At 71.2% G+C, this 12237-nt stretch carries 8 protein-coding genes and 1 pseudogene; 2 read left to right on the forward strand and 7 right to left on the reverse strand.

Features of this window, described 5'->3' with window-relative positions; all coding sequences use genetic code 11:
• Positions 1–215 precede the first annotated feature (215 nt).
• Positions 216–1106: a helix-turn-helix transcriptional regulator gene (locus AC1DFU_RS03755; RefSeq protein ID WP_092294254.1), complete on the forward strand. Its 891-nt coding sequence runs from the start codon at positions 216–218 to the stop codon at positions 1104–1106.
• 167 nt (positions 1107–1273) lie between these two features.
• Positions 1274–2242, forward strand: a complete 969-nt coding sequence (locus tag AC1DFU_RS03760) for a glycosyltransferase family 2 protein (RefSeq protein ID WP_477159852.1) — start codon at positions 1274–1276, stop codon at positions 2240–2242.
• A 25-nt stretch (positions 2243–2267) separates the two neighbouring features.
• Here the strand turns inward: AC1DFU_RS03760 and AC1DFU_RS03765 are convergent, their stop codons facing one another.
• The 7 genes and pseudogenes from AC1DFU_RS03765 to AC1DFU_RS03795 form a co-directional block, all read right to left on the reverse strand.
• Positions 2268–3530 carry a glycosyltransferase family 4 protein gene (locus tag AC1DFU_RS03765; protein WP_477159853.1) on the reverse strand — a complete coding sequence of 421 codons (1263 nt, stop codon included), beginning with the start codon at positions 3528–3530 and terminating at the stop codon, positions 2268–2270.
• On the reverse strand, positions 3523–4680 hold the full coding sequence (locus AC1DFU_RS03770; protein WP_441591180.1) for a glycosyltransferase: 1158 nt from the start codon (positions 4678–4680) through the stop codon (positions 3523–3525). The genes AC1DFU_RS03765 and AC1DFU_RS03770 overlap by 8 nt, the downstream gene beginning before the upstream one ends.
• Complete coding sequence (locus AC1DFU_RS03775; RefSeq protein ID WP_441591181.1) at positions 4677–6197, reverse strand: oligosaccharide flippase family protein; 1521 nt, start codon at positions 6195–6197, stop codon at positions 4677–4679. The genes AC1DFU_RS03770 and AC1DFU_RS03775 overlap by 4 nt, the downstream gene beginning before the upstream one ends.
• Positions 6194–8512 (reverse strand): NHL repeat-containing protein, encoded by a 2319-nt coding sequence (locus tag AC1DFU_RS03780; protein WP_092294244.1) that lies wholly within the window; start codon positions 8510–8512, stop codon positions 6194–6196. The genes AC1DFU_RS03775 and AC1DFU_RS03780 overlap by 4 nt, the downstream gene beginning before the upstream one ends.
• A gap of 97 nt (positions 8513–8609) precedes the next feature.
• Positions 8610–9755 (reverse strand): annotated as a pseudogene (locus AC1DFU_RS03785) (glycosyltransferase family 4 protein); the annotation flags it as partial.
• Positions 9736–10860: a glycosyltransferase family 4 protein gene (locus AC1DFU_RS03790; protein ID WP_477159669.1), complete on the reverse strand. Its 1125-nt coding sequence runs from the start codon at positions 10858–10860 to the stop codon at positions 9736–9738. The gene AC1DFU_RS03790 and the pseudogene AC1DFU_RS03785, both read right to left, overlap by 20 nt.
• A gap of 152 nt (positions 10861–11012) precedes the next feature.
• On the reverse strand, positions 11013–12194 hold the full coding sequence (locus AC1DFU_RS03795) for a glycosyltransferase family 4 protein (RefSeq protein ID WP_092294394.1): 1182 nt from the start codon (positions 12192–12194) through the stop codon (positions 11013–11015).
• Positions 12195–12237: the final 43 nt, after the last annotated feature.

The following is a 12237-nucleotide window of genomic DNA, read 5'->3' on the forward strand; positions in this document are numbered from 1 at the left end:
TAAGCCGAATTTAGGAGCGAGATTTTTTCGGGTTAGGGTTCGGGTCAACCTTCCGGTCGCGCGGCAAAGTCCAATCTCACAACTGGACATCGACTGACACGGAAGCACGGGGTTCAAGCGGTCTTCGCGGCATCTGTCATGGGTGGCCGCCCTGCCGGTGATATTCCCTTACGCAAAGCGCCCGCAGCTCACCCGCCAACGGGGAGTGAAGAATAATGAACGCCTTGCTGATCGAGGAGCATCCACTGCTCCGCCTCGGGCTGTTGCAGATGCTCGAAACCATCCAGGAATCCGGACATGTACTGGCGCTTGCGCCAGCCGACATCGGCAAACTGGACACCCCACACCGCAATGCCGACCTGCTGGTCTTCGGTATGCCCGCCGACGAGTTCGCCGGCTGGACACAACTGGAACTGGCGCGCGAACGGCTTGCGCCGCAACGCATCCTGGTGCTGTCCGACCAGCTGCCGCTGCATGCGCCCACGGCTGACGCCGCGCGGGGTATCTGCGGCTGCCTGCCGAAATCGGCCTCGCTGGCCGTGATCGAAGCCGCCATCCGGCTCGCCATCTCCAGCGTGCAGGGCCTGATGTTCGCGGGCGATGCCCTGCCGGCCGCCGTGGCGACCGCCCCGGCCGCCTCGCGTTCGGCGCTGCCGGCCACGCTGTCGCTGGCTTCGGCTGCGCCGCTGCCGCTGACCGCCACGGTGCAGACCGATCCGCACGCGCTGGCCGCCTGCGCCGCCACGCCCCGCGCCGCAATGGGCGCCCTGCGTGCCACGGCCCAGCCGCTGACCGAGGACGAACCGAGCTACGACGAAGCCGAGATGCTCAAGATCACGCCGCGCCAGTACGAGGTATTGGTGCTGCTGGCACGCGGCTATCCGATCAAGACGGTCAGCCGCATGCTCAATATCTCGGTGGCCACGGTGAAGAGCCACGCCTGCACGCTGTACCAGCGCCTGAAGGTCAAGAACAAGGGCGAAGCGGTCTACGCCGCGCTGCAACGCGGCGCCACGCTGGACTGGGTCAGCGGCGACGAGCGCGCCACGCGCGCGGCGCCGGCGGTACGGCGCGAGGCGTCCTTCCCCACGCAGCCCGGCATCTGAGCCGCGTTTGCTCCCCCCTCCCCGGGGCTCCCCGCGCGCAGGCGCGGGAGCCGGGGAGTGAGTGAGCGAGCGTACAGACCCCGGTGGCCGCGCCTCCCAGACTGACGAAGACAGCCGCACAGGCTGCAAACGACGATACGGGCACCAGCCCGACGGGAGAAATCGCCATGTCAGCCAGCTTCCTGCCGACGTTCTCGCTGTGCATCTGCACGCGAAACCGGCCCGACGACCTGYGCCGCGCGTTGCAATCGGTCCAGACCTCCACGACGCCCGTGCACCAGCTGATCGTCTCCGACGACAGCACGGATTACCGCACGCGCGACATGATGCTGGGCGAGTTCCCGGCCATCACCTACGTCGAAGGGCCGCGCCGCGGCCTCTGCGCCAACCGCAACCGCGCCCTGGCTGCCGCCACGGGCACGCACGTGCTGTTTATCGACGATGACGCCACGCTGGGCGAGACCTTCCTCCAGCAGATGGCCGAACGGCTGCTCGACGACCACGTGCACCACGTGGCCGCCGGCGGGCCCGCCAACCGGCTGATCCTGACCGGCACCGAGGTCTGCCACGGCGAGCGCGTCCGGCCGCACAAGGGCGCCTTCCTCGGCTTCCAGCAGCACAACTACCGCTGCGGCGAGCGCATGTACTCGATCGTGATCAACAGCACCGTGTTTCCGCGCGAGCTGTTCGAACACGTGGCCTTCGACGAGCAGCTGGTCTATGGCTACGACGAGATCGACCTGGCCAGCCGGGCGGTGTTCAAGCACAACTTCCGCATCGAATGGCTGGCCAGCGCGGCCAATCATCATTTCCCGTCGCCAGCCAACCGCGACTACTACCGGCCGTTCCTGCACGCCTCGCGCATCTACACCACGTTCAAGCGCTATGGCTGGAGCGAACGCCGCCCGGCCAAGGCCGCGGTGTTCCTGATGGCGGCCGTGTCCCACAACCTGGCCCACAACGTGCGCCAGCAGGGGCTGCGCGGCGTGGCTGAGGCGTGGCGCACCACGCGGCTGGCCTGCGGCTACATCCACCGGCACGCGCGCGGCGCGGGCACCACCGGCGGCGTGACGCCGATAACCGCCGACTCGGTGACCGGTTCGGCAACCGGTTCGGCAACCATCACGCCACGCTGATCTATCTAATTAGTCAGGAAGGAAGTCAGACGGCGGGCGCGTCCTGCGCCACGCCGTCTCGGCGTGCCACGTCGGCCACGATGCGGTCCACGGCCGTGAGCATGGCCTGGGGGGAGAAGCGCGCCACCGCTGCCGCGCGGGCGCGGACGCCCATCCGGTCGCGCTCGGCGGCGTCAGCCAGCCGGGTCAGGGCCGCCGCGAGCGCCGGGGCATCGTCGCAGGGGATCAGGATGCCGGTCTCGCCATCGTCGACGATCTCGGTGACACCGCCGGCCGCCGTCGCCACCACCGGGCGCGCCGCCAGCATGCCCTCCACCACCACACGGCCGAATGGCTCGGCGCGGGTCGAGGCATGCACCACCACGTCCATGCAGTGCATGAGTTCGGCCACATCGGCCCGGAAGCCGGTGAAATGGACGCGCCCCGCCAGGTCCGGCTGCGCCGCGCGCTCGCGCAGCGACGCCTCGTAGGCGTGCTCGCCGAACAGCGCCCCGCCCACCACGACCATGGTGGTGTCGGGCATGCGCGACACCGCATCCATCAGCACGCGATGGCCCTTCCAGGACGTCAGCCGGCCGAACAGGCCGACCACCAGGCCCCGGGCGGGCAGGCCGTTCGCCACGCGCAGCGCCATGCGGTCGCGCTGCAGCGCGGCGTCGAACGGCGCGGGATCGATGCCGTTATGCACCACGTCCACCGGCACGCCTTCGCCGGCCAGCCTGCGGAACGCGTCCGCGCTGGCCTGCGAGTTGGCCACCACGCGCGAGAGCCCGCGCGACAGCCAGCGGATCGCCAGTAACTGCGTGCCGCCGAAAAAGCTGTCATCGACGATATCGCGCAGGTGCCAGACCACCGGGCGGCGATGCAGCCACTTGCCGAGCACGCAGACCGCCATGGCGCGCTGCGTGTTGGCGTAGACCACGTCCGCGCCAGCCGCACGCCGGGCCACGCGCCGCACCAGCGAGGGCAGCGCCAGCAGGCCGCGCAGCGCGCTCGCGCCGAATCCGCGCTGGCGCAGCGCCGCCACGGCGTCGCTCGCCTCCACGCGCACCACCACGCCCTGCGCGGCCAGGCGCTCGCGGAACGGGCCGTCGGCGAGCAGCACCACCTCGCTGTCATGCCGGCGATGCCGCGCGATGTCGAGCAGGCTGAGCTGCGCACCGCCGATCTCGCCGCTCTGGTCGACGAACAGCACGCACCGTGCAGGCGACGGCTGATGGTTGCCCGTCCTGGCGCCATGGGCCAGCAGGTCTACGTGCAGCATACGTGGGGGGTCCTGTTCAGCCATGGCGCGCAAGCTCCTTGGCGGGCTCGGTCACGCCGGCGACGGGAAGGGGGGCATGGGGGGCGTGCTGGGGCGGTCGCGCCCCCGCCAACTGCTCGGCCAGCAATTCGGTGTAGATGGCGCCGTAGTCGCGCTCCACGCGGTCCACGCGCAGCCAGTCGATGTCCTGTGCGGCGCGCGCGCGCCAGCCGTCGAGCGTGTCGCGGTCGCGCAGCAGGCTCGACAGCGCCTCGCCCAGCAGGCGGGGCCGCTGGGCCGGCACGATCAGGCCCGCCGCGCCGTAGCCGAGCGCCTCGGGCACGCCACCCACCGCCGTGGCGACGATGGCGCAGCCCGCCTCGCGGGCTTCGCTCAGCACCAGCGGGAACGACTCCGAGTGCGAGGCCAGCACGAATACGTCGGCGGCCCGCATCCACGGCCGGGGGTCGCGCGCGAAGCCGGGCAGGTGCACGGCGTCGCTGACGCCCAGATCCTCCGCCAGCTGCACGCAGGCGGCGCGGTCCGGGCCGTTGCCGACCAGATAGAGCTGCGCGCCCGGCACGGCGCGGTGCACATCGGCGAAGGCATCGATCAGATCGAGCACGCCCTTGCGCGCGTAGAGGCCGGATACCGTGACGATCGACGGCCCCGCCAGCGTCTTTCGTGCCGCCGGCAGGCGCGCCAGCCGGGCCGAGCCGATGGTGCCGTTGCGCACCACGCGAATCTTGTCCGCCGGAATGCCGCGCCCGGTCATCGACGCCGCCACGGCGCCGCTGACGGCCACCACGCGGTCGCCCAGGCGCATCAGGTCCGAGCTGCGCTGGAATTCGTTATGGACCGTGGTCACCAGCGCGTAGCGCCCGCCGCCCGCGCGGCGCGCCAGCGCGCCGACCAGCGCCCCGGACACCATATGCGCGTGGACGATGTCCGGCGTGGTCTCCCGCGTCAGACGGCGCAGTTCGCGCACCGCCAGCGGCAGCGCGAGCGGCTTGCGCTGCGCCAGCGTCACGTGCCGCACGCCCGAGCCGGCCAGCAGTTCGCCAAACCCGCATTCAGCGGAGGCGATGGTGACCGCGTGCCCGGCCGCGGCCTGCGCCACCGCCAGGTCCACCATGACGTTCACGATGCCGTTGCCGACATCGCGGGCGTGGTTGGCCAGGTGAAGGATCCTCATGTCTTCCCTTCGTGGTTAGCGGGCGCGGCGACATCCGGTGCCGCGCCATCGGGCGTGGGGCGCGGCGACACGCGCCGCCAGGCCGACTTCGCCACATCCCGGAACGTAGCCGAGCTGTGCAGCGACCATCCCATGTTGCAAAGGGCGAGCGCCGTGCCCGCCGCCAGGCAAGGGAGCCAGCCGTCCACGTGCGATGCCAGCAGCAGCGCCAGCGAGACGAACACCAGGTGCGGCGCCATCTCATGCACCAGCGGCCTTGCGCGCATGCCGCAGAGCCGCAGCAGCGCCGCATACTCGGCCACCCCGCGCACCAGCACCGCCATCACCGCACCCTGGATGCCGAACACGTAGACCCCGCCCCACAGCAGCAGCGCAAACGCCGGCAGCAGCAGCAGCGACACGTGCGCCACACCCGCCTCCTTGCCTTGGGCCAGCATGAGGTTGCGCGCCACGGTCGTCTGTCCGCCAAGCCACACACCCAGGATCATGATCCGGCCGATCTCGCCCGAGCTGGACGACAGCTCCTGCCCCACCCACGAGCGCAGGAACGGCTCCAGCACGAACAGCGCGCCAATCGTCACCGGCGTGAGCAGGGTCTGGAGAAAGCCGAGCGCGTGATGGGCGATCTCCACCGCCTCCTCGCGCGGGGCGGCGGCCAGGCGCGGGAACAGCGTGCGCGAGAGCGCACCCGAGAGCAGGTTCAGCCGGGACACCAGGTTCTGCGGCACCGCGTAGTACGTGACGAAGCGCGGCGGCTGGAGCGCGCCGACCACAACGCGGTCCAGCGACTCGCCGATCATGTTGGCCGCCACGGTCAGCTGCAGCCAGCGGCCGTAGCCGAACAGCGCGCGCACGCAGGCGCGCTGGGCCCGCTGGACGGTGTCGATCTCCAGCACCCGCACCGCCGCCACGCCCAGCATCAGCGCACTGATGGCCCGGGCGATCACCGCCGTGCACAGCGCCACCTGCAGGGTTGGCGCGAACACGAAGGCCGCCGTCACCGGCAGCACCTGGAACATCACCGTGCCGATGGTCTGGTTGATGTTGAAGACCGAGAAGCGCTCTGCCGCGCTGATGGCCCCGGCGAACACCAGCGCCACGTTGCCGACCGGGATCGACAGCGCGATCCACGGCAGCGCCCGCGTCACCTCGTTCAGCAGCGCCTCGGGCGCGTGCGTGGCCCAGTGGAAATAGGCGCCGGCCACGCCCCACAGGATCACCGCGCCGATCAGCCCGGTGACCAGGCTGGTCCAGAGCGCGCTCCAGAACGTCAGGGCGATGTCGGTGCGGTCGGCGACGGCCAGCGCGCGGGCGATGCGCTTCTCGCCGGCCAGGCTGATGCCGAAGTCGCACAGCGTGAAATAGCCCACCAGCACCCAGACCAGCGTCATCACGCCGAAGCGGTCCACGCCCAGCACCTTGATATAGAGCGGCACGGTGACCAGCGACACCAGCGTCGGCAGGGCGAGCCCGGTCAGGTTGATCAGCAGGTTGCGCCGCAGGGTGACGTCCATCATGGCCGTTTCGCCTCCCCGGCCGATGCCGCCGCCACCGCCGCCGGGCGCCACCGGTACATCAGGTTCTTGCCGCGCGCGTCTTCCTCGACGAAGACCACATACTCGCCATTGGGGCGGCGCAGCGCGGTGATGCCCATCGGCACATCGACCCAGCCGCTCTCGTTGCCGACCTCGCCGCCCGGCGTCATCACGCCGATATGCCGGCCGGTGCGGTTCTCCAGCACCCGCACATGGGCCTTTTCGGCCTCGACCAGGAACATGTAGTCGCCGGCCACGGCGATGCCCTCGATGCCCTGCGTCGGGCGGCGGCCCGGCAGGCTGTCCAGCTCCACCACGTAGCGCGGCTTGCGCACGGTGTTGCGGCTGGTGCCGCGCCAGTTGTCGTAGCGCGCCACCACGCGCCCGATCGAGTCCCACTGGCCGGGGTCATAGGGCTTGGCGGCCGTGGCGCCGGTCAGGTACATGGTGTCGGTCTCCGGGAAATATTGCAGGCGCTGCACCTTGGTGAACGGCGCCGGCATCGGCTCGCGCTCCACGGTGTCGAAGCTGTAGTCGGGATTGCCCTGGCGGTCCAGCCCGCGCAGGCGGAAGCGGCGGATGCCCTGGTCGTAGGAGCCGGCCCAGACGTCGCCCCGGTCGTCCACCCACCAGGCCTGCATGGCGGGGGCGTCGCGGCCGCTGTTGCGCTCGAACTCGTTGGCCTGGAAGCGGGAATCGCCGTTGTCGTCGTGCCAGATCCATTCGCCCGATGGCGGCTGGAACGGCGGCCAGTTGCCTTCGATGCGCCGGGTCGAGATGAACCCCGCCGGCACGGCCAGTTCCGAGCGGGCCGGATCGAAGCGATAGATCTTGAGGTACTTGGCGTGGCGGTCCGTGAAGAAGCCGAACAGCCGGCCCTGGATGCGCCGCATCAGCGGAAAGCCGCGCCCCTCGGGGCCCGCCGCGAAGGCGGCGTCCTGCGGGTAGCGGAACGGGTCCTGCGTGATGCCGGTGTAGCGCCACTCGCTGCCGGGGTCCATGTGGTCGAAGTCGAGCCGGAAGCGCCGGGTGCCGGTGTAGGCCCAGCCGGGGTCGCCCGGATCGACATGCACGGTGTCGAGGAACAGCAGGCCCTCCAACCGCCAGCGCGGCTTGGCGTCCGGCGTGTAGCTTTCGAGCACGGCGCCGAAATGGTAGGGGCGATGGCCCACCGGGCGCGGGCCCATGCCGCTCATCGCCACGTAGATATTGCCCTTGCGATCCAGGCCCACGCTGGTCAGGCCCTGGAAGCGCAGCGGTCCCACGCTGCCCGCGCGCGCGCCGTTGCGGGTGCTGTAGGCGCCGCCGCGCTCGCCCAGCTCGCCCGCCGGGGTCACGGTGTTGCCCTCCACCTGGAACCAGAGCAGGTTCTGGTTCGGGCCGTTGTCGGCGATCAGCAGGCGGCCGTCCACGCCCACGGCGATGTCCACCGGCAGGGTGCCGGCCGGCAGCGGCACCTGCGCGGTGCGCTTGCCGTCGGCGTCGAAACGCACCACCTGCCGGCCCTGCGTGCCCGCCGTGCGCAGGATCACCCACAGGTTGCCGGCGCCGTCCGGCGCCATCTTGCCCGGCTGCTCGGCCTCCCAGGTGCCCAGCCGGCGCATGGTGCGCGTGTCGAAGCGGTCGATGCGGTTGCGCAGCGGCGTGGCCGCATAGAGCACGTTGTTCTGCACCGCCAGCCCGCGCACGGCGGCGTCCTCGCCCTCGCGCACGGCGGTGATACGCAGGAAGCTGTTCAGCACCGGGCTCGGGTTCACGTCGTCGGCATTGCCCACCCCGCCCTCGAACGGCGCGCCGCGCGACAGGTGGTCGAGTTCGCGCCGCATCAGGCCGAACCAGACCGTGTTCTTCTCGGGATAGCCGGGCCGGTTGGCCAGCTTGCCGCCGGCATTCTCGATGCGCGCCGCCGTAAAGGCGTAGCCGTCGCCCACGGCGATCGCGTCGCCGCCGAAGTTGCCCCAGCCGTGGGTGTGGTCGCCCACGCCATCGACCTTGCCGTCGCGGATGAGCGTGATCTCGCCGCCGGCCTCGTCCCACTCGGTGTTGGTCACCACCACACCCTCCGGCGTGACGGCGATGTCCTCCACGGCGTTGGGCACCCAGCGGCCATTGCCGAACCCCAGCGTATTGCCGACCCAGGACGTGCGGTAGTCGAGCCCCGCCGCGCCCACTGGTGTGCACAGCAGCAGCAGGACGATCAGCCCCAGCGTGGCGAGGAAGGAACCGAGACAGGGACCGAAACGCGTCTGGCCTGGCCGGGGCACGCACGCGGGCGGCACCCGGTGCGCATCAGCCATCGCGCCACCCCGCAAAGCCGTCGAGCTGGTCATCGCGCACGGGCTGGGAGGCATCGTCGCCCCCGCCGGACGACTTCCCCCCGGCGGCGATGGCCCGCGCCCGCGCCACGAAGCCCAGCAGCGCCTCGCGGAACTGGTCGGCCGAGAACTGCTCGGCGTTGAGCCGGCAGTACTCGGGGCGGAACAGTTCGGGCTGGCGCTCGAAGCGCTCCACGGCGTCGATAATCGCCGGCACGGTCTGTTCGGCAAAGAACAGCCCGGTGGGCATGGCGCTTTTCTCGTCGCGCACCGTCTCCAGCGCGCCGCCCCGGCCATAGGCGATGACCGGCGTGCCGCAGGCCTGCGCCTCCACCACCGAGATGCCGAAGTCCTCCTCGGCCGCGAACAGGAAGGCCCGGGCGTGCTGCATGGTGCGGCGCATGGCCTCGAACGGCAGGTGGCCCATCACCTGCACATTGGGCCCCGCCGCCTGGCGCACCTTGTCCAGCTCCGGGCCGGTGCCGACGATGATCAGCTTGCGGTCCGGCATCTTCGCGAAGGCCTCGGCGATCAGCGGCACGCGCTTGTACGGCACCAGCCGCGACACCGTGACGTAGTAGTCCTCGCGCGGGCCGCCGGGAACGAAGGCTTCCACGTCCACGGGCGGATGGATCACGCTGGCATGGCGGCCGTAGATCTTGCGGATGCGCCGCGCCACGAACGCGGAGTTGGCGATGTAGTGGTCCACGCCATCGCGCGTGCGGGCATCCCAGTTGCGGATGTAGTGCAGCAGCATGCGCGCCAGCACCGAGCGCAGCCCGTATTGCAGGTTGCTCTCGCGCAGGTACTGATGCTGGAGGTCCCACGCATAGCGGATCGGCGTGTGGACGTAGCTGATATGGAGCTGGTCGGGGCCGGTCAGCACGCCCTTGGCCACCGCGTGCGAGCTGGAGATCACCAGGTCGTAGCCGGACACGTCGAGCTGCTCGATGGCGAGTGGCATCAGCGGCAGATAGCCGCGATAGCGCGTGCGCGCGAACGGCAGCCGCTGGATGAACGAGGTGGTGACGGGCCGCCCCTGCAGGAAGGCGCGTTCCTCGGCGAAGTCGATCAGGCTGAACACGTCCGCCTCGGGATAGCAGCGCAGGATCTGCTCGAGCACCCGTTCGGCGCCGGCGTAGGCCACCAGCCAGTCATGGACCACTGCAACTTTCATCTTTACTCCCTCGATCCTGCTGGCCTGTTCATTCGCATTGATTGACCGCCTCGCGGTACACCTGGGCCACCTTCGCCGCGATGACCGGCACGTCGAAGCGCTCGCGCACGTAGCGGCGGCACGCGTAGGCGTCCGGCAGCCGCAGGTTGCCGCGCAGCGCATCGGTCAGGCCGGCCGCCAGCGCGCTCATGCCGCTGGACGGCAGCACCAGCGCCTCGGACAGGTCGCGCACGGCCTCGGACAGCCCGCCCACGGGCGTTACCAGCACCGGCGTGCCGGCCGCCAGCGATTCCACCGTGGTCAGCCCGAATCCCTCCAGCGAGAGCGTGGGCACCACGCTCACGTCCGCCGCGCGGTAGATCAGCGGCAACTGGGCATCCGGCAGCGCGCCAAGCAGCCGCACGTGATCCTGCAGGCCGATGGCGGCGACGCGCTCGCGCAGTTCGGTATCGAGCGTGCCGCGCCCGACGATCAGCAGCAGCGCATCCGGCACGCTCCGGCGCACGCTCGCCATCGCATCGATCAGATCCTCCAGCCCCATGCGCCGCACCAGCCGGCGCAGCGTCAGCACAATCGGGCGATCGGTCGGCAGGTTCAGCGCCTGGCGCGCGGCGCGGCGGTCCATCGGCACGTTGAAGCGCGCCGCATCGACACAGCCCGGCACGATGCGGATCCGCGCCGGGTCCACGCCGTAGCGCGTTTGCAGCACGCGGCCGAAGGCCATCGACAGCACGATATGGAGCCGGCAGCGCGCATAGACGGCGGCCTCCACGCGATGCTGGATGCGGCTGGCCGCGTCCGCCACGCCCTCGGCCTGGTTCTCGGCGGCCCAGGGGCCGTGGAAATGCATCACGGTCGGGTAATCGCGGATCAGGTCCAGCCCGGGCAAGGTGTAGAGGGCGAAATGCGAGGCGATGACATCGGGCTTCTCCTGCGCCAGCATCGCGCGCAGCGTCCGGCGCGCACGCAGCAGCCGCATCGGCACGCTCGCGTCGGCCGGCGCGAACGCCTTGATGGCGCCATGGGTGTCGGCCGCCGCCGCGCCGGAGCCGGCCAGCATGCCGCGCACCTCCACCCCGGCTGCCGGCAGCGCGCCGGTCAGCGCGTGGTACATGCGGTCCAGCCCGCCCGCGCGCTCGGGAAACCAGTGCATGCCGATCTGGAACGCGGACAGCGGCGGGCGCGCGGCTTGCGCGAGTTGTGCCGCCAGCGTCTCGGGGCCGGCGTCGTTCGCGCCCGGCTGCACGCGCAGCGCGCCAGGGGGATGATGCGGTGCAGTCAGGTCGCCAATCGCCAGTCGTGCGGTCATCGGGTCTCTCCCTTCAGCGTCATGTCGGATTCCTGCGATCGGATGGGTACGGGCCGCACGGCCAGGCGGCGGTAGAGCTGCAGGTAGTGCTGGCCCATCGCGTCCCAGCCCTGCGCCAGCATCGCGGCGCGGCCGACCTGCCCCATGCGCCGCAGCGCACCGGGGTCGGCCGTGAAGTGGCGGATCGCGGCGGCCAGCGCCACGGCGTCGTCGGGGTCGTCGATCACGATGCCGGCGCCATCCGGCACCAGTCCGGCCGCGCCCGTGGAGCGCGCGGTCAGCACGGCCATGCCGCTGGCCATGGCCTCGAGCACCACAAGCCCCATCGGCTCGTACCGCGACGGAAACACCAGCGCGTCGCAGCTGCGCATCAGCGTGGGCATGTCGGCCACATGGCCGAGGAAGTGCACGCGGTCAGCCAGCCCGAGTTCGCGGGCGCGCTGCGGATAGGGGCTGCCTTCGGCGTTGCCGGCCACGGCCAGCGCCACGGGCTCCGGCACTTGGGCGAGCGCCGCCAGCACGGTATCCAGGTTCTTGCGCGGCGTGCGCAGGTCGCCCGCGAACAGCAGCAGCGGCACGCCCACCGGCAGCCGGAAGCGCGCGCGGCAGACCTTGCCCGGGGCGAACTCGGCGGTATCCACGCCGTTCGGGATGACCTCGATGCCGTCCACCGGCACGCCGGTCGCCCGCAGTTCCGCCACGATGCGCGGCGACACCGCCACCACCGCCCGCGCGCGGCGGAACGCCATGCGCTCCAGCCGGGCGTTGAGCCGCGTGTAGGCCCATTGGTAGGCGGCGCGCGCGCCGTCGCGCAGGCGGTAGGGGTAGTAGCCGGAATGGAGCCAGCCGTGGTGCACGAAGTGCGCCGTGTTCACATCGGCATGGGCCCAGGTGATGAAGCCGTTCACGTGGACGATGTCGAACTGCCGGCGGTGCCGCGCCAGCCACCAGCCACTCGCCACGGCGAAGGCCTGGTAGCGCAGCAGCGCCGTGGGCAGCCGCGCCTCGGGCACGGCGTGCCAGCGCACGCGCGGATGCTCGCGCCACATCGCCGCCACCTGGCTGGCCACGAGCGTCACCTCGCAGCCCGCCGCCAGCGCCGCCGCCACGATCTCGTGGTTCACGCGGCCCTGCCCGTCGTTGCGGTCCACCACGTGCGTGACGATGGCGACACGCAGCGGCGGCACGGCCGACACTGCCGAGGCCCCTGTGGCGGATGCC

The sequence above is a fragment of the Cupriavidus sp. 10L45 genome (assembly GCF_056395225.1).

Bases quoted from the DNA above. Each gene is read 5' to 3' on its own strand.
- AC1DFU_RS03770 (WP_441591180.1), bottom strand. From the start codon at position 4,680: ATGAGGATCCTTCACCTGGCCAACCACGCCCGCGATGTCGGCAACGGC.
- AC1DFU_RS03790 (WP_477159669.1), bottom strand. From the start codon at position 10,860: ATGCACTGGTTTCCCGAGCGCGCGGGCGGGCTGGACCGCATGTACCAC.
- AC1DFU_RS03780 (WP_092294244.1), bottom strand. From the start codon at position 8,512: ATGGCTGATGCGCACCGGGTGCCGCCCGCGTGCGTGCCCCGGCCAGGC.
- AC1DFU_RS03755 (WP_092294254.1), top strand. From the start codon at position 216: ATGAACGCCTTGCTGATCGAGGAGCATCCACTGCTCCGCCTCGGGCTG.
- AC1DFU_RS03765 (WP_477159853.1), bottom strand. From the start codon at position 3,530: ATGGCTGAACAGGACCCCCCACGTATGCTGCACGTAGACCTGCTGGCC.
- AC1DFU_RS03775 (WP_441591181.1), bottom strand. From the start codon at position 6,197: ATGATGGACGTCACCCTGCGGCGCAACCTGCTGATCAACCTGACCGGG.